The following is a 19,395-nucleotide window of genomic DNA, read 5'->3' on the forward strand; positions in this document are numbered from 1 at the left end:
TGCTTTGCATTTACAAACGCACTAATTTCCACTTCAAGGGGTAAAATTCCGCCAAAAAGTTTTTCGGGGTGCCCCATATTTTGGCGGAATTTTACCCCCTCCGCGCCAGACCGATGTACTATGTTTGTACCGTTGCAACAAGAGTTCGTAAATGTTTAGTGTTTAATTTAAATTTTTGTAATTATGGCAATTAAGTACAATGTGGCCGAAATCGGCAAACCGGGAGATCCTACGGCTCCCAAAAAGTTCTACGCACGTCCGGTAAGTGCCGGAGAAGTCGTACTGGAAGATTTAGCTTCCGATATTTCACATGCTTCGTCTATAAACGAGGTCGATGTATATGCTGTGCTACAGAGTCTGCTAAGGGAGATCCCGCGCAACATCTCGCGGGGATACATTGTCCGTCTGGGTAATCTGGGTTCCTTTCACTTGGGTTCGAACAGCACCGGCACCGATACAAGGGAAGAGGTCAACGCCACGAACATCGTTCGTACACGTTTGATTTTCCACCCGGGCAAGCAGCTAAAAACGCTCCTGCAGGGTTTAACTTTTAAGAAAACCGAGTAGTTCAACTTTTTGAATTACAGGCCGAAGTCTGCATCTATTGGGTGCAGACTTTTTTTTTGCCCCAAAAGAGCCTAAAACGACTGTGTTAAAATAAAAAAACGCTTCGCAAACTTTCCAAAATCTGTGGACAAGTTGACAAAGTTTACGAAACGTTTTAAAAAACGACTTCGGCGAGTTTTAAAAACGGTTTTTTTGGACTTTTTTGATTAAAAACCTATATCATAGATTAATTTAATTAATCCAAAAATACTTGAGTTAAGCGTGCTGAACGCAATAAAAAGTGTTGTAAATTTAGCAACCGTGCGAGCCCGCTACGAGGCAATATCGCACTACTCAGTTCGCTGATAGCTCAAATAAAATGGCTAAGCCAGCTCATTGACCTACTTACGTGATGAGCATCGACTATTTATGAGTGTAAGATATTTCCGATTGTGAAGCTTTTTTTTCCGAATGCGTCATTCTTCTATTTAGAATAATTCTAATTTTGCGTCGTTGAATTTTATTTAGACTTGTTCTAAGGAAAGTTTCAATGTACTATATTAAGCTTTATTAATGAAACAATTTTATTCGACTGTCTTTTTTATCTTATTATCCGTGCTAGTATCGGCACAGACGGGGGATATAACCGGCAAGGTCCATTTAGAAGATGGTACACCGTTGAGCAATGTCACCGTTCGTGTCGTCGGAACAGAAATAGCAGGGATGTCGAATAATAAAGGTTTCTATACGTTAAAAAATGTTCCTTTCGGAAGGCAGGAGATTCGTGTTTCATCCGTAGAGATTGATGCAACGACGTTGACACTTGTCGTGAGAAACGCAAAAGAACATCTCGATGTACACATCAGTCCGAAAGGTGATATCACATTAGATGAGGTAGCTGTCAAAGGTATGACCGTTAAGAAGGAGATGGAAACCAGTGGGTTTGCCGTTGCGGTGATAGAAACCAAAGAAGCGTCTTTACGAAATCTGACTACGAACGAGCTGTTGGATCGAGCGGTTGGTGTAAGGGTAAGGCAAAATGGAGGGGTGGGTTCACAGGTAGACTATAACCTAAATGGTATGTCGGGCAGTACCATAGGTGTCTTTATAGACGGAATAGAGACATCAACGTATGGTTCATCTTTTAACTTGAATAATATTCCTCCATCGATGATCGAGCGTATTGAAGTATATAAAGGCGTCCTTCCGGCACATCTGTCAGGAAATTACATTGGCGGTGCTATCAATGTAGTAATGAAGAGAGATGCGTCTCTAAATAATATTACTGCAGCAGTATCTTACGGATCATTTGGTACATATAATGGCGATTTGTCAACAATTTTAAGGCACAAGAAAAGCGGATTTACATTTCGGGGTAGTGGTTTTTATACCCATTCGGATAACAGCTACACAACATGGGGGGAATCAACCACCTACGTAGATTATAGAGGCGCAGTAACAAGGCCTTTTCGGGCTAAACGTTTTAATAACGAATACCATTCGACCGCAGGTCGATTTGAAGCCGGTTTTACGGATGTAAAATGGGCAGATGTGTTTTTTATCGGATATAATGTCTCGAAAAGCTATGAGGAGGTACCTCACGGCATCTCGATGGCCACTCCCTATGTAGGACGATTTAATGAGGCAAAGGCTAACGTTTGGAGTTTGAACTACAATAAACGAGATCTATTTGTTGAAGGCCTTGCTTTAAACGTGAATGCCACGGTAAGTGATAGGAGTACTTATTTGGAGGATACAGTTACTTTTAAATATAATTGGGACGGTTCACTGCGTGAAATTATTGACGACGGAGAGCGGAAGCCACTACGAAAGATATACACCGATGAGTTTGGTCAAATTCAATATGAAGCGCAGCAAGGGCGTCCTACAATGAGTCTTATCAATCGTAATATCATCAATGCTCGTTCTAATCTCGCTTATATGTTCATGCCTGGTCATCGCATATCATTAAATCATAAGTACGAACGGACGGATCGTGATGACAATAATTTGCTTAAGCCAGTACCCAAGGATCTCGTCACGACAAGTCAGACGATTCAAAATATCTTAGCTTTTAATTACGAAACTGAGATATGGCAAGGAAGAATAAAAACAAATGCTCAGCTCAAATATACCGGAGATCGGAACAATCAGAGGAAGGTTGATTTTGTTTATCCTGAAGGTCAGCAGACAATTAACCGGCGCGATACAACAATCTTGAATAATAATATAGGCTACTCCTTCGCTTTAGCATTCAAAGTGATGCCTCGGCTTTATGTTGTAACTTCTGCTGAAAATTCCGTTGTCTCACCAACAGAGACTCAACGATTTGGCGAACCGGAGCGGAATATAATACCAAATGTCGAGCTCACGCCCGAGCGAAACATCAACTATAATCTTGGGATTCGAACAGATGCGTTAGAGCGAGGAAAGAGCAAAATATCATTATATGCGAGCGCTTTCTGGCGTAACGGATATGATAAAATTATGACACAAACATTTGATGCTGATACCATTGAAAATGTGGACAATGCGACGTTGGATGTTACCAAATTCATCAATTTAGGAATGACACAAGCGAGAGGCTTTGAAGCTGAGGTAATCTATGTTTTTGATAATAAACTTAATGCATCGTTCAATTTTTCAAAGTTCAAAAATTTAATGAAGGGCGAGTTTGATAATCAAGGAAATCCTAATCCGTACCATAATGAGTTAGTGTCAAATGAACCATACTTTACAATAAATAGCAATGTCCAGTATAGGCTAAATAATGCCTTTCAAAAGAGATCCATTCTGAATTTATATTACAATTTTGGTTTTGTACAGGAGTACAATATAGCTTGGCGTAATCCAGATTGGGGTGTAACTCCCGCACAATTTGCTCATGATTTGGGAGCAAGTTATCGTTTCCCTTCCCAAAAGCTTGTCGTGAGCCTAGATGCAAAGAATATATTCAACGCGGAGTTGTACGATAATTTTAAGAAGCAAAAGCCAGGGAGAGGAATATATGTTAAACTAAATTATACCATCAATAAATTTTTATAAGCAAATTATATCATGAAAAAAAATCTATTAAAGTCTGCTTTGTATGCAACAGCATTACTTGCTTTGACATTCACAGGATGTAATAAAGATAATGGCCCTGATACGGAGCCAGAAGATACCGATACTCGTTGGATTACGTTGACAGCAGCAATGTCGTTAGGTGCCGACGGAGCACCTCCCACTACAACTAATGGCAACGGTGGTACGCTGGCCTACGGTATTACGCACGGGCAGGCTATCGATCCTAATTTTGAACTGGATATTTATCCAGCAGGGAAAGGATTGATGTTAACTTCGCCACGTACATCCCGTGTACAAGCATCAGAAGATGGTAAAATCTTATTTGATATTCAGTATACTGGGGCCGATGCAGGCTTATTTCAGTCCTATCAAGTTGCTGGTCAAGGTAATTATACTACATTCGGACGCGAGGTAAATACACAAGATATATTAGGTACTCAGCCACGTTGGATCAAATCAACAGATGAACTTGGTGTAGGCGTCAATTCAGATGGCGCTACACTTACCACAGAATATGACGGGACTGGCTTGACAGCTACATTCAAGAGAAATGTTAGAACGGTACGTGTAGCTATTTTGGATTTGAAAGATCCTGGTATGATTAATACTCGTCAAGTACCTGTTTCCTTCCCTGACGAACTTGCTGTACAGGGATATACTTTGGGTCGTACAGACGTTCCGCTTATCAATGCGGCAAAAACCAAGATATACATAGGTTGCGCCGTAAGCAAAATAGATCCGACTAAACCTTCATTGAACTTGGATGGTACAGTTGCTTGGACTACAAATGATAATACAAATAATACTATTGGTACGGTTACTTTAGTTCTGGATTATCCAACATTGAGAAATCCTGAATTTATTATTTCGAACGTGGCAAAGGGAAATAATAATGGTTATAGAACAAAAACTCAACATGTAGGCACTGACGGTCATATCTACCAGGCCGTGGCTACTAACGGTTTCCAAATTCTTCGTATAAGTAAGGAAACAGATAAATATGATGACACATACGAATTTAATCTCAACACTGCATTAGGTACCACTGGTACTTCCATTAGAGGTTTTAGATACATTAAAGACGGTAAAGCAATAGTTCTTTATCATGAAACAGATAAATCAGGCGGGTACATTGCATTAGTTGATCTGAATGCCAAGACTGCAAAAAAACTAGCAACAGAAATTGAAGCAGATACAGAATTAAATTTCGGGCAGCATCAAAACGTAGGGGTCGTGGGAGATTACGCATATATTCCACTAACTCCTGCTGGAAAGGCTGGTAACGTTTACGTCGTTAACTGGAAAGAAGAAACTATTGTCAAAGGAGCTAAGTTGACCGGGTACGCATTTGCAAGATATATCGGTTCTTATTAATCGATAAAAAACTAAAGCAGATATCTTTAGTTATCAAATCAGGTAGGTTCCACGAACCTTACCTGATTTGTGCTTAAGATAGATTTTGTTATTAATTTCGATGTTATCCAGATAAAATAAATATTCACACATATGAAAAAAATACTTCTAGCATCACTTTTATTCGCTTCGGTATATGCCACCGCACAGCAGCGCGAAGCTAACACGAATACCTTGATGAATCCTGAGTTCTGGAAATCACAGCCTACTATAGAGCAGGTAAAAGCAGAAATCGCCAAAGGCAATAGCCCATCACAACCCGATGCCGCTTCCTGGGATCCAACAGCACGAGCTATTCTAAACGAAGCACCCTTAGAAACCATCAAGTTTATGGTCGAACAAGAAGGCAATGGCGTAGCCAAAAAGACACACCACAGCGCATCTTATTTACACTGGGCAGCAGGAAGAGGGAATGCCGAACTGGTAAATTACCTCATCGAAAAAGGTTCAGATATCCGTCTAAACGACAGCCATGGGCGCTCCGTCATCGAGAATGCTGCAGTAAGCAGCAGTGATAACTTTGCCGTTTTAGACGCCCTTTTCAAAGCCGGTGTAGATCCAAAGCAGAAATTCGGCGACGGTGCTTCATTATTATTGTTAGGAATTTCTACCGACAATGACCTTGCCAAGTCAGACTATTTTGTGTCCAAAGGACTGTCATACAACGATACCGACGAGTACGGAAGCACAGCTGTTGATTATGCAGCAAAATTGGGCAACAAAGAATTGATGCAGAAACTAATGGCTAAAGGTATAAAACCAACCAACAATGCACTATTCTTCGCAACACAAGGTTCTAGATCATCCCAAAATGGTATCGAAACTTACCAGTATCTAATCGAAGAATTAAAGTTAGATCCCAGAGCGATCTATCAAAAAGACGGTTCTACAATCTTACATCCATTAGTGCGCCGTCCAAATACGGATATTATCAATTACTTCTTGGCCAAAGGAGCCGATGTCAACAAAAAAGATAATGAAGGCAATACCGCATTGGCTCATGCCGCCAGTGGCAGGGATGCTGCATTAGTGGCTACCCTAATTGCCAAAACTGCCGATATCAATGCCGTCAACGAAAAAGGCGAGTCTGCGCTGACCAAAGCCGTTGCCAACAGCACGGCCGAGATCGTATCTTTGCTGTTAAAAAATGGGGCAGACGTTAATGTAATCGATCGCGACGGTAATAATCTGGCATATCATTGGTTTAATTCATTTACGGAGCGTAGACCAGGCGGACCGATGGGGCAAGCTCCACAAAGAGGTGCTTCGGCCCAACCGCAAACGGACGACTTCTCCGACAAGCTAGCCATATTAAAAGCTAAAGGTCTTGATGTAGCCGCTCCTCAAACCAATGGGCGCAACTTGTTTCACTTAGCCGTTGCCAAAGAGAATGTAACCCTTATCAAAAAAGCAGCTCAGTTGGGCGCAGACATCAATGCCCAAGACGCAGAGAAGACGACTGCATTGCACAAAGCCGCTCTGATAGCCAAAGACGATGTCCTTTTAAAGGAGCTTGTCGCACTCGGCGCAAAAAAGGACTTGAAAACAGAATTCGAGGAGACAGCCTATGAACTGGCACAAGAAAATGATTTCTTGAAAAACAGCCATGTCGCTATCGATTTCTTAAAATAAGAATATGAAAATACACGTAAAACTTATATTAGCAATCTGCAGTCTATTTTTAGTTGCCAATCAATCTCTCGCCCAGACGAGTAAATACAAGTGCATGATTCAGATGGTCGGTTACCAAGGCGAAAAAGCATATGTCATTATCTCCCTGATCAACCCCAAAGGCGAATACGAAAAGACCCTTTCGGTACTTGGTCCTGATAAGCAATGGTTCAATACCTTAAAGGAATGGTACAAATTCCAGACCAAGACAAAAGAAAAAATCAGTGCCGTGACCGGTGCATCTGTGGGCGGTGGGGACCGTGCCGTGCGTACTATCGAAATAGACAATGCCAAACTGAACAAAGGTTATAAATTACGCTTTGAATCAGCCGTAGAAGAAAAAAAATACCACGTAAAAGACGTAGAACTTGCTGTAACACCCCAAGGGCTGATAGAGCGTGCCGAGGGCACGGGATATATCCGTTTCGTGAAATTAAGTAAAGTTCAGTAAGAAGCAACAAATGACCCTATCCATCTGGCGGTATGCGCACCTGGCTTTAGCCCTAGTTTCGGCACTGTTCCTGTTGATACTTTCAGTAACGGGAGTGATCCTGGCAATCGGGGCAGTGGACGAAAAGACACAGGAGTATAAAGTCAGTGATTTTGATGAAATAAACCTCGCACAGACCATTCCGACGCTGTGGGAGGTTTATTCCGAAATTACAGAACTTACCGTAGATCACAATCAGTTCGTAACGATCGATGCTTTCGATGAGGAGGGCAATTCGCTCAAAGCCTACATTGACCCCCGCACCGGAGCCGTTTTGGGAGAAGTAAAGCCCCAAAGCGATTTTATCCAATGGAATATTGCACTACACCGTTCGCTATTCTTGAAAGAAACCGGACGTATCATCGTCGGCGTTGCGTCCTTTCTACTTTTTCTAATTACTATTTCGGGAATTGTACTGATTGCCAAGCGCCAACAGGGACTGCGAAATTTCTTTGCCAAGATCAATAAAGACTTCTTTGCCCAGTACTTTCACGTCGTCAGCGGACGGATTTTTCTGATCCCCGTACTTATACTAGCCCTCACAGGTACCTACCTTTTTATGGTCAGGATTGGTCTGACCGGTGGCGAGAACCAAACTGTTGATTATGTATTAAACGAAGAGGCAGCAGCGCAGAAACCGCTGGCCGATTTCTCCGTTTTCAACGAAACGCGACTGGCAGATGTGGAGAAAATTGAATTTCCATTTATACCCGACGATCCCGAAGAGTTTTACGTATTGAAGCTGAAAGATAGGGAGATGTCGGTAAACCAAGTCACCGGCAAAATAGAGAAAGAGACCCGATACCCCTACAGCTTGATATTGGAAAGGCTCAGCTTGGATTTGCATACCGGACGGACAAATGTGATTTGGGCTATTATTTTGGGTTTTGCTTCGCTCAACATTCTGTTTTTCATTTATACCGGTTTTGCAATTACTCTGCGGAGAAAGAGCACAAAAGTAAAAAACAAGTTCAATGCCTCCACAGCGGAATACGTGATTTTGGTTGGAACAGAAAATGGCAGTACACTATCTTTTGCCAATAAAATCCATCAGCAGCTACTGGCCCTCGGCTATAAATCCTTTTTGACCGAGATGAACAAGTTTACACGCTTTCCCAAAGCAACACATTTCTTGGTTTTCAGTTCTACATATGGTTTGGGTACGGCACCGGCAAATGCGGTAGCTTTTGATAAATTGATTGCCAAGTTTCGGCAAAATCAACCCGTTCAATATTCCGTTATCGGGTTTGGATCAAAGGCCTATCCCGACTTCTGTGCCTATGCAGGACAGGTCGACGACCTGTTGGCACAACAAAATTGGGCGACACGATTGCTCGATCTGCATACCGTGAACGACCGTTCCGTAGAAGAATTTATGACCTGGGTGAAGGCCTGGAATGGGAAAACCGCCTGCGGATTAGGAACCACACCCGCCCTCTATGCCACCAAAATAACCGGTCTGAAGAAATTCACCGTCTTGGAAAGAACCACCGTTACCGAAGATAACGCAACATTTAGAATCACCCTGAAGCCACAAAGCGCGCAAGCTTTCCAGTCGGGCGATCTGTTGGCTATTTACCCCGCAAACGATGGCCGCGAGCGGTTGTATTCCATAGCTAAAGTACATGGCAATATACAGCTTATCGTCAAGTTGCATCCCAGCGGATTAGGATCCGAATTCTTATATCATCTCGGAAAGGGCGATAGTACATCTGCCCGGGTCGTCATCAACAAGGAATTTCATTTTCCGAAGAATACACCCATTGTCGCCATGATCGCCAATGGCACCGGTATTGCGCCATTTATAGGGATGATTAAGGGAAACAAAAAACCGATTTCCACTCACTTATACGCAGGCTTCAGGTACAATAACAGCTTGTCAAAGCAATACGACTCCTTTGCCCAGGAAGAAATAGCTGCGGGAAAATTGATTGGTTATTACAGCGCTTTTTCACGCGAGGAAAACCGGAAATATGTAATGGACTTGATCCGACAAGATGCGGTATTCTTTTCCGAATTATTAGAAAATAAAGGTGTCATCATGATCTGTGGCTCGTTGGCTATGCAAAAGGACGTCGAACAATTGCTTTGCGAAATACTCCAGACAAAAGACCTCAGCCAGTATAAAGGACGGATTTTAGCGGATTGTTATTAGATTAGTGATCAGTGACTAGTGATCAGTGACTAGTGATCAGTAAATAGTGACTGTTGATAGGTGGCTCATTAAGACATAGAATATGTACGGACTAAATTTAGGAATGTCGAAATACCTTGGAAGCACACTCTTGTTTTTGTGTTTGGGACTGTTATTTCAAACTGCGGATGCACAGGTTCTGGTCAAAAGACAGCTGACCAAAATGGGATCGCTTTTCGATATCACGGTCGTGGCTCGTGACAGTATACAGGCAGACCAGCATATTCAGAATGCCGCCAATGAAATAGAGCGTATCGAAAACCTTATTTCCGAGTGGAGGCCACATACGCAAATCGCCCAGGTAAACCAATATGCCGGTATCAGTCCTGTACAAGTAGACAAAGAAGTTTTTGAGCTTACCCGACGTGCCATCCAATATTCCCAACTAACAGACGGCGCTTTCGATATCAGCATAGCTGCTCTGGATAAAGTTTGGGTGTTCGACGGTAGCATGGAGGAGTTACCATCTGATGATGCTATTCGTAACTCTGTGCAGTATGTAGGTTATCAATATATTGCTTTGGATAGCGTAAACACGACCATTTTTCTAGAAAAGAAAGGCATGAAAATTGGCTTTGGCTCAATCGGAAAAGGCTATGCGGCCGACAAGGGCCGCGAACTGCTGCAGTCCTTGGGTATCCAAGGTGGTATTATTAACGCTTCCGGTGATCTATCGACCTGGGGAGCACAACCCGGTCGCCAGCTCTGGAAAGTAGGGGTGCGTAATCCGTTCAAACCCCATAAAATGATAAAAGTCCTGAAATTGGGGTACGGCTCCGTGGCGACATCCGGGAGCTATGAGAAATTTGCAGAACTACACGGCAAACGCTATGCGCATATTATCAATCCTATCACCGGCTGGCCATCTACCGGACTAACTAGTGTAACTGTATCAGGACAATCAGCAGAGTTTGCCAATTTCCTCAGCACATCCATTATGGTGTTAGGAAATAAAAAGGGCAAAAAACTACTTAAAAATTTTGCTGACTATAAAGCCATTATCGTGAAAGACAAGTAAAGCGCCATTGTTCGCTTGTTTTTTATCGAGCAGATTTTTCGCCGCCAATTCTTCCAAGGATCATTTCTAGTAAGGCAACCACAACAGCAAATAGAGCTGCAGCCCAGAATCCCGAAACATCGAATTTAGAACCCATGATGCTGTCGCTGAGCATAACCATCAATACCGTGATGATAAATGAAACCAGGCCAAAAGTAAGCCAATTGAGGGGAAATGTGAATAATCGCAGGATCCCGCCAATAACAGCATTTACGAATCCAATAACTAATCCCGTTACGATAGCCCATCCAAATCCTGCGACCTGAACACCTGGAATAACATAAGAGGCCAATGCGACAACTAGCCCCGTTAACAAAAGTGATATTATAAATCTCATAATTACAACGTATTAGTTTGGAAAAACGATTCAAATTTAGTGCCAAAGGAGAGGTTTCCGAATTAAACTTTTTGATTAGCCATTTGAGGGCCTAAAATCCGAAATCTTCATTCTACTAAATAAAAAAAATATTATGCTTGCATAAGGAATTTTCTTATCTTCACTTTAATTATAAACAGATGCGTATGAACAAGTTAATCTTCACAGTATGTGCTTTGTTAATGTCTATGACATTATTTGCACAAGCAAACGATCCTATTTTGGGTAAATGGCAGAACCCATCAGGCGAAGGGCGAATAGAAATTTATAAAAAGGGCGATAAATATTTCGGCAAGTTATACTGGATCAAAGATGCCACAAAAAAAGATGTCCATAATCCAGACGAAAAGCTTCGCTCCCGTACTATCCAGGGATTAGAAATCCTAACCAATTTCACTAAAAAAGGTAACAATTATGAAGGTGGAAAGATTTACGATCCCAAAGAAGGGAAGACTTATAGCTGCAAAATGACAGTAAAAGGTGCTGATCAGCTTGATATACGTGGGTATCTCGGTGTGAGTCTTCTGGGACGCACCGAAACATGGAAACGCGTTAAATAGGACAATCGATTTCGTTGTAAGTACATTATAATTTCTTGTATCTTTGGATTATTCGCTGATTCGCAGATTTGCGAATACGCTGATTCGCAAATACGCTTAACTTTTACTTATAATATGTTTACAACATTAAAACCCGTATTGGAAAAAGAACTTGCAGCGATCAAAGATGCAGGATTATACAAAGAAGAACGTATCATCGTCACACCGCAGGGGGCAGATATTAAAGTGAGCACAGGGCAGGAAGTAATTAATTTCTGTGCAAACAATTATCTAGGATTATCATCCCATCCTAAAGTTACAGAGGCAGCAAAAAAAGCCATTGATTCGCATGGCTACGGTATGTCTTCCGTGCGCTTTATCTGTGGTACACAAGATATCCATAAAGAATTGGAGGCAAAGATTTCCAAATTTTTAGGCACCGAAGATACCATTTTATACGCCGCAGCATTTGATGCAAATGGCGGGGTATTCGAACCTTTATTAGGTGCTGAGGATGCTATTATTTCCGACGAGCTGAATCACGCTTCGATTATCGACGGCGTCCGTTTATGTAAAGCACAGCGCTTCCGTTATAAAAACTGCGATATGGGCGATCTCGAAACACAGTTGAAAGCAACGTCAGGAGCACGCCATCGGATTATTGTAACAGACGGCGCTTTTTCAATGGACGGTTCAGTCGCTCCATTGGATAAAATCTGTGACCTAGCCGATAAATATGAGGCGCTAGTCATGATAGACGAGTCACATTGCTCCGGTTTTATCGGTAAAACAGGGCGCGGTACACACGAGCTATTTAACGTTATCGATCGTGTAGACGTTATAACAGGTACTCTAGGTAAAGCGTTAGGTGGTGCCTCAGGTGGTTTTACATCCGGTCGCAAAGAAATTATTGATATGCTGCGTCAGCGCTCTCGGCCTTATTTATTTTCAAATACCCTAGCCCCAGCAATTGCCGGTGCTTCCGTTGCGGTGTTGGATATGTTAAGCGAAACGACCGAATTACGGGATAAGCTGGAAAATAATACAACATACTTCCGCAAGAAAATGACAACAGCCGGCTTCGACATTAAATCAGGCTTTCATCCGATCGTTCCCGTTATGCTATACGATGCTAAATTAGCACAGGAATTTGCGGCAAAGATGCTGGAAGAAGGAATTTATGTGATAGGTTTTTATTACCCAGTTGTCCCACAAGGAAAAGCACGTATCCGCGTACAGATCTCTGCTGCCCATGAAACCGAACACTTGGATAAAGCAATTGCTGCGTTCACCAAAGTGGGGAAAGCATTGGGTGTGATACAGTAATAAAGTTGGTTTTTATTGTAGAACCTTCATAAATATGTTAGTTATTAAAACATGTTTGTGAAGGTTTTTTTAATTCGAAATGGTGTTGGTTTAAAACGGAGGTTTTTCTTAATCAATTATTTATGCGCCTCTTTAGCCGGCGCGGGGCGACTTCTTTTCTCTCAAAAGAAGGAAAAGTCGTCGCTGTACCCATTTGCTACATTGGCTATTGCCTCCTCGTGCAATTGGCAAATGGCTGAGGCGACATTTTGAGTAATTGTAAGAATAGTGCTTTTGTTATTAATTGTTACTAGTACTTTAGCTGAAGTTAGAAAGGACAACCTGGGTCGATGTAGCGTCAAGAAACTAAGTGTTCGGTAGATTCAAAACGAAGGCCTTATCGGATTTGGACGAGAAGGCAGCAAATGATGCGATAAAGAGACGCCCCAATTTGCACTTAGCCAAGCAGATCTCAGCCTTAGGGAAGGGCTATTGTATTGGAGGCCTAAGAGCTGCGCATTGCATCATTGCGTAGCCGAAACGAGAAATACGGTATCAGCCTTGATTTTTTGCTTCGTTTTTTATCAAGAAAAAATGAAGGCCTTGTCGTGGCAACGACGGATAGGTAAAGCGATGGACAAAGGTCGCGGCAGTGACAAACGGTTTTAAATATACCTCCCTTTACTTTAATAACCCCTAGAAATTTACTTGACGTCGATTCTTAAAAACTGTGATAAGCAAACATAAATTAAAAAAAACTTTACGATAAGAAAGCGATTAATGTGTTTATTAAGGTTCTTGAAGGCCTTTGAAGACAACCAATTCCCAAATCATTATTGAAATAATCGTAGATTCTTTTTGTCAAAAATATGCCCTCAATCGTTAATTAACAGATATTCAGAGATTTGTTTTATAGTTGCTTATACGAGTTTACAAAATATTCATAGTAAATATTAAAAAATGAGGTGCAAAATTTATATCTTTGCACCTCAAATTTTATATAATATCGTTGCTAAATGCAAAATATCAGAAACATAGCGATTATCGCTCACGTCGATCACGGTAAAACTACGCTGGTAGACAAAATCTTACACTTCACAAATCTTTTTAGAGATAATGATGGTACAGGTGATTTAATTCTAGATAACAATGATCTGGAACGGGAGCGCGGTATTACGATCGTTGCTAAGAATGTGTCTGTACAATATAAAGGTGTAAAAATCAACGTTATTGATACTCCTGGTCACGCCGATTTCGGTGGTGAGGTAGAGCGCGTATTAAAAATGGCTGATGGTGTTGTGTTATTGGTAGATGCCTTTGAAGGCCCGATGCCGCAAACACGTTTCGTGACACAAAAAGCTTTGGCTTTAGGTCTAAAACCATTGGTTGTCGTCAATAAAGTAGACAAAGAAAACTGTCGTCCTGAGGAAGTTTATGAGAATGTATTTGATCTATTCTTTAGCTTAGATGCTACAGAGGAGCAATTGGCATTCCCTGTATTATATGGTTCGTCTAAACAAGGTTGGATGTCAACCGATTGGCAAGAACCAAAAGAAGATGTATCTGAATTACTGGATGCGATCATCGATCACTTTCCACCCTCGCCATTTGTGGAAGGAACATTGCAAATGCAGATTACCTCTTTAGATTACTCTACCTTCGTAGGTCGTATCGCTATTGGTCGTGTGGCACGCGGTACCATCAAAGAAAATCAGCCCATCTCTTTAATGAAGCGTGATGGCAAAGTCGTTAAATCCCGTGTTAAAGAATTGCATACATTTGAAGGCTTAGGTCGTCGTCGTGTTACAGAAGTAGCTTGTGGTGATATCTGCGCCGTAGTAGGTATTGAAGGATTTGATATCGGTGATACAATTGCTGATTTTGATAATCCAGAGCAATTAGAGGTTATCCACATCGATGAGCCTACGATGAATATGTTGTTCACGATCAATAACTCTCCATTCTTCGGTAAAGAAGGTAAGTTGGTGACATCCCGTCACATCCACGATCGCCTTCAAAAGGAATTAGAGAAAAACTTAGCGCTTCGGGTGGTACCTACCGAATCCCCAGATGCCTGGTTGGTATACGGTCGCGGTATTCTGCATTTGTCCGTATTGATCGAAACAATGCGTCGTGAAGGATATGAATTGCAGGTTGGTCAGCCTCAGGTAATCGTTAAGGAAATTGACGGCAAGAAATGTGAGCCTATCGAAGTATTGGTAGTTGACGTTCCTGCGGAAGTTTCGGGTAAAGTAATCGAATTAGTAACGCAACGTAAAGGAGAGCTATTGATTATGGAGACCAAAGGCGAGATGCAACACTTAGAGTTCGAAATCCCTTCCCGTGGTATCATCGGCCTACGTAACAACGTACTGACAGCTACAGCAGGTGAAGCTGTGATGGCGCACCGTTTAAAAGGATACGAGCCTTGGAGAGGTACAATCCCTGGACGTCTGCACGGTGTATTGATCTCTTTGGATAAAGGTACTACAACAGCTTATTCGATCGATAAATTACAAGACCGTGGTAAATTCTTTGTAGATCCAGGAGTAGATATTTACGAGGGACAGATCTTAGGAGAACATATCCGTGATAACGATTTAACGATCAATATCACGAAAGGTAAGCAGTTGACCAATATGCGTGCTTCCGGTACGGATGACAATACACGTATTGCTCCAGCAATCAAGTTTTCGTTAGAAGAATCTATGGAGTATATCCAGGCAGACGAATACATCGAGGTAACACCTCAATCTACCCGTTTACGTAAGATCTATCTAACAGAGAATGAACGTAAAGTAAATACTAAAAAATTCCAATAAGCTTTTTATTGGTTCGACTATAAAAGCCTTCGATGTTCTCGAAGGCTTTTTTTAATCCCTTAGCTTAATTTTGAATTCTCATAATCATCATTCAGTTTGTCCATACGACGTTGTATTGCAACGTCGATACGATGCCCTTTCAGTTTATCCAACGCTTGCTTTTCGACATCGACGTTCGTGTCAGATTCATAATTGTTGACGGTTTTTTGACTCAATATCGCGTTATCATAAGTATCCCGTCCACTCATCAATTTGACAAAGACAGGTAAGCACTCAAAAAATATAAAAAGAAGAGTAATAAAAATGACAGCGTATTCCGTAGCATCGTTTACCGTGCCATCCGGATTCTTATGAAGATTGCTTAAAGCCGTATTTCGATCTGCAAACCCGGCAATATTTATTACGCTGTCTAACCCTTGGTCTGATAATATTTTTTGATCTAACAGGCCTTCTTGCGCTTTTCTATCCAATAACTGTGATTCCTTGGTTTGGATACGTGAACGTAAGGTGTCTAAATAAGTTTCCTGTTTCTTTAAATTATCCTCCTTCATTTTTGCATAAGGCCCATAGCCCAATACGCCGGAAGTCTCTTCTGTCTTCGTCCCGAAAATTTCGTGGTTTAGCTGTTGTCGGGAAGTTTTAATACTACTTTCTAACGAATCTGCCTGATTTTTCAAAGTACTAAGCTGCCCATATTCTACCAGATATTTATTTTCAAATGTTCTATTCAGCGTATCAATCGTGGCGCGTTGTTGTTTGAGGTATTCCACGCGGAGATGCTCCTTAATTTCTTTGTCAAAAATCTTTAGTTCGAGAGGGCGTGAGATAACCAACCCAATGATTATGGCCAATATAATACGGGGTAGTGCTTGAAAAAATTGCTTGCCGGTAGATTGTGTCTTATCAATGCTCAGTACAATGTATCTATCGAGGTTAAAAATGGCTAATCCCCAAATTAGACCAAATAGGATTGCATAGAATATTGAATTTTCGCTTCCGCTGAATACAAAATATAAGGCGTATCCACCAGCAATACTTGCGAAAAGACCAGTGAAAAATATGGTTGCACCTATACTTACATATTTACTATGCTCCTCAGGATAGCGTAATAGTGTTTTTTCATTAACGCCGGCACACCACCATAAAAATTGTTTTATAGAGCTCATTTTTAAAAATTTACTATATGACGCTTTTTGCTCTTAAAAGTAACAACAAAAGGGGAATAAATTTTAAATATATTTCGATACAAATGGATTGCTCAAATAATCCTTACCTTTGCAAGAAATTTTAGTAGTGCAAACAAATAATAAATCCGAAATGAATAAAAAAAGTTTCTTGCCTTTTTTGGTAATCGCTTCAATATTTGTTGGTTGTGACAATGAAGAAAAGCCAAAGCAATCAGACAATCCACTGTTGATTGATAACGAGACCCCTTTTAATGTTCCGCCATTTGATCAGATTAAAGATGAACATTTTAGACCTGCTTTCGACGAAGCACTACGGCAGCACAATCTAGAAATAGAACATATTGTCAATAACGAAGAAGAACCAAATTTCACGAATACTATTTTGGCATTGGAAAATGCAGGATCAGTACTTAGCCAAGTTTCAACTATTTTCTTTAATCTGAATTCAGCACATACAAACGATACTATCCAAGCCATTGCTAAGGATTTGGCTCCTGTGCTTTCAGCACATGGCGACGAAATTAAGCTTAACCCAAAGCTTTTCGCTCGAGTAAAAGTGATTTATGGTAAAAAGGAAAGTTTGGGTGTAGATGCTGAGGATCTTAAATTGTTGGAGGAAACGTTTAAAGGATTTGTACGGTCAGGAGCAAATTTATCGGATACAGATAAGGAAAAGCTTAAGAAGATCAACGCCAAACTGTCGGTTTTGACAACCCAATTTGGACAAAACTTATTGGCGGAGACGAACGCATACGAGTTGGTTGTGGATAAGAGAGAAAGTCTAGCTGGTTTGCCTGAAGGATTGATTTCCGCAGCGGCTGATGTTGCCAAAGCAAAGGGTAATGATGGCAAATGGGTGTTCACACTTTCAAATCCTTCTGTTATGCCATTTTTACAATATGCTGATAACCGTGATCTACGTAAACAAATTTGGGAAGCTTACCAATTACGCGGAAACAACGGGAATACCAATGATAACAAAAAAACATTAATCGAGATAGCAAACTTGCGACTAGAAAAGGCGAAATTATTGGGTTATTCGTCGCATGCGGCTTATGTATTAGAAGAATCGATGGCTTCAAATCCAACAAATGTATATGACTTGTTGAACAAACTATGGACTCCCGCGTTAGCTAAGGCCAAGATAGAGGCCGAAGATATCCAAAAGGAGATAGAGGCTGCTAAAGATACCTTCAAAGTTGCTCCTTATGATTGGAGATATTATGCTGAGAAAATTAGGGTTAAACGTTTTGCCTTAAATGAAGCGGAGATCAAACCATATTTTAGCTTGCCAGCGGTACGAGAAGGAGCGTTTGCTACGGCTAACAAGTTATGGGGACTATCCTTCGTTGCCCTTAATAACGTTCCTGTCTATCATCCGGAAGTGGAAGTGTACGAAGTAAAAGATAAAGATGGATCCCACCTTGGACTCCTATTTGCAGATTTTTTTCCGCGCGAATCAAAACGAGGGGGCGCTTGGATGACCTCCTACCGCAAACAATATAAGGAAGAGGGACAGCGCATAGCTCCGGTTATTTCTATTGTGTGTAATTTTACTAAGCCAGTTGGAGAGCAACCGGCATTATTAACATTCGATGAGGCCAGCACATTATTCCATGAGTTTGGTCATGCATTACATGGCCTGTTGTCTGATGTTAAATATAAATCGCTTTCTGGTACATCAGTACCTCGTGACTTCGTAGAATTACCTTCGCAGGTCATGGAGAACTGGGCCGCTGATCCAGCCGTACTAAAAACATATGCAAAGCATTATCAAACCGGAGAGGCAATTCCCGATTCATTAATTGCAAAGATGGAAAAAGCCGGAACTTTTGATCAAGGATTTGCAACAGTAGAATACTTGTCTGCTTCTCTTTTGGATATGAATTATCATGCCGCAACAAAGCCGATCACGACTGAGGTAAATGAGTTTGAAAACGAAGCCATGGCCAAAATAGGTTTAATAGATGCCATAATTCCACGTTATAGAAGCTCCTATTTCCAGCATATTTTCTCAGGCGGTTACTCGGCCGGCTATTATAGTTATATTTGGTCTGAAGTACTAGACGCAGATGCATTTGCTGCATTTAAGGAAAAAGGGATATATGATCAAGGTACAGCTGTATCATTCCGTAAGAGTATTTTAGAAAGAGGAGGAACCGGTAATCCGGCGAAGATGTACCGTGCGTTTCGTGGAGCGGATCCAAACCCAATTCATTTGATGAAGAAACGGGGACTGAACTAAATTTTAGTAAAGAAAAAGGGCAAACTTTTTTTGTTTGCCCTTTTTCTTTACTAAAATTTGGATATTAAAATATCTTATTTATATTTGATCTAAATAAGATTAAATATGTGCCAATCTATTATATTAAGTTCTAAAGGGAATACAACAATAAGTTATTGTACTCACTGTCAAAGTCACTACATATGGCAGAATTCTTTCCTGTTAACTTTCAATGCCCATCAGTATAGTAGTTTTTTGGCTGAAATTAGTAATAAAATAGGGTTGGAAGAATTTGTCACGTTTCCAGATGGAGACTCTAGATTGTTGCTTACCACCCCAGTTTACGAGATTTTATTTGCTTTTACAGAAGACGAATGGGTTGATTTTACAGGATCGCTGAATGAAGCTTATTATATGCGTGAAATTTATCAAATGATGAATTAACAATATTAAGTCCTAGGGGTTTGTGCGTTTTCCGAATGCAACGAACCGGCTAGGCACTATT

Annotated in this window: 14 protein-coding genes; 12 read left to right on the top strand and 2 right to left on the bottom strand. The window is 41.1% G+C overall.

The window, feature by feature from the left end:
• The first annotated feature begins 183 nt into the window (after positions 1–183).
• From FAZ19_RS01685 to FAZ19_RS01715, 7 genes are all read left to right on the top strand, one after another.
• Entirely contained in the window at positions 184–567 is a 384-nt protein-coding gene (locus FAZ19_RS01685; RefSeq protein WP_136818864.1) for an HU family DNA-binding protein, read from the top strand.
• Positions 568–1,119: 552 nt separating this feature from the next.
• Positions 1,120–3,591, top strand: coding sequence for a TonB-dependent receptor (locus FAZ19_RS01690; RefSeq protein ID WP_136818865.1), 2,472 nt, complete (start codon positions 1,120–1,122; stop codon positions 3,589–3,591).
• Between the two features lie 12 nt (positions 3,592–3,603).
• Positions 3,604–4,986: a hypothetical protein gene (locus FAZ19_RS01695; RefSeq protein WP_136818866.1), complete on the top strand. Its 1,383-nt coding sequence runs from the start codon at positions 3,604–3,606 to the stop codon at positions 4,984–4,986.
• A gap of 132 nt (positions 4,987–5,118) precedes the next feature.
• A complete protein-coding gene (locus FAZ19_RS01700) occupies positions 5,119–6,657 on the top strand; it encodes an ankyrin repeat domain-containing protein (RefSeq protein WP_136818867.1) in 1,539 nt (512 codons plus the stop codon).
• A 4-nt stretch (positions 6,658–6,661) separates the two neighbouring features.
• Complete coding sequence (locus tag FAZ19_RS01705; protein WP_136818868.1) at positions 6,662–7,147, top strand: DUF2271 domain-containing protein; 486 nt, start codon at positions 6,662–6,664, stop codon at positions 7,145–7,147.
• A 10-nt stretch (positions 7,148–7,157) separates the two neighbouring features.
• Positions 7,158–9,341 carry a PepSY domain-containing protein gene (locus FAZ19_RS01710; RefSeq protein WP_136818869.1) on the top strand — a complete coding sequence of 728 codons (2,184 nt, stop codon included), beginning with the start codon at positions 7,158–7,160 and terminating at the stop codon, positions 9,339–9,341.
• Positions 9,342–9,423: 82 nt separating this feature from the next.
• Positions 9,424–10,398 carry an FAD:protein FMN transferase gene (locus tag FAZ19_RS01715; protein WP_244927449.1) on the top strand — a complete coding sequence of 325 codons (975 nt, stop codon included), beginning with the start codon at positions 9,424–9,426 and terminating at the stop codon, positions 10,396–10,398.
• A gap of 22 nt (positions 10,399–10,420) precedes the next feature.
• Here the strand turns inward: FAZ19_RS01715 and FAZ19_RS01720 are convergent, their stop codons facing one another.
• Positions 10,421–10,774, bottom strand: a complete 354-nt coding sequence (locus FAZ19_RS01720) for a phage holin family protein (protein WP_136818870.1) — start codon at positions 10,772–10,774, stop codon at positions 10,421–10,423.
• Between the two features lie 185 nt (positions 10,775–10,959).
• Here FAZ19_RS01720 and FAZ19_RS01725 point away from each other — a divergent pair, with 185 nt between their 5' ends.
• The 3 genes from FAZ19_RS01725 to typA all read left to right on the top strand — a co-directional run bounded on the left by FAZ19_RS01725 (position 10,960) and on the right by typA (position 15,479).
• Positions 10,960–11,373 (top strand): DUF2147 domain-containing protein, encoded by a 414-nt coding sequence (locus FAZ19_RS01725; protein ID WP_136818871.1) that lies wholly within the window; start codon positions 10,960–10,962, stop codon positions 11,371–11,373.
• 114 nt (positions 11,374–11,487) lie between these two features.
• Entirely contained in the window at positions 11,488–12,678 is a 1,191-nt protein-coding gene (gene kbl, locus FAZ19_RS01730; protein ID WP_136818872.1) for a glycine C-acetyltransferase, read from the top strand.
• 995 nt (positions 12,679–13,673) lie between these two features.
• Positions 13,674–15,479 (top strand): translational GTPase TypA, encoded by a 1,806-nt coding sequence (gene typA / locus FAZ19_RS01735; RefSeq protein WP_136818873.1) that lies wholly within the window; start codon positions 13,674–13,676, stop codon positions 15,477–15,479.
• Between the two features lie 59 nt (positions 15,480–15,538).
• Here the strand turns inward: typA and FAZ19_RS01740 are convergent, their stop codons facing one another.
• Positions 15,539–16,645: a DUF4407 domain-containing protein gene (locus tag FAZ19_RS01740; RefSeq protein ID WP_136818874.1), complete on the bottom strand. Its 1,107-nt coding sequence runs from the start codon at positions 16,643–16,645 to the stop codon at positions 15,539–15,541.
• Positions 16,646–16,796: 151 nt separating this feature from the next.
• On the opposite strand from FAZ19_RS01740, the gene FAZ19_RS01745 reads away from it, so the two are divergent.
• Positions 16,797–18,911: a M3 family metallopeptidase gene (locus FAZ19_RS01745; protein ID WP_136818875.1), complete on the top strand. Its 2,115-nt coding sequence runs from the start codon at positions 16,797–16,799 to the stop codon at positions 18,909–18,911.
• A 234-nt stretch (positions 18,912–19,145) separates the two neighbouring features.
• A complete protein-coding gene (locus FAZ19_RS24195) occupies positions 19,146–19,334 on the top strand; it encodes a hypothetical protein (RefSeq protein WP_229707306.1) in 189 nt (62 codons plus the stop codon).
• Positions 19,335–19,395 lie beyond the last annotated feature (61 nt).

Origin of the sequence: Sphingobacterium alkalisoli, assembly GCF_005049105.1 — a bacterium.
Lineage (GTDB): Bacteria > Bacteroidota > Bacteroidia > Sphingobacteriales > Sphingobacteriaceae > Sphingobacterium > Sphingobacterium alkalisoli.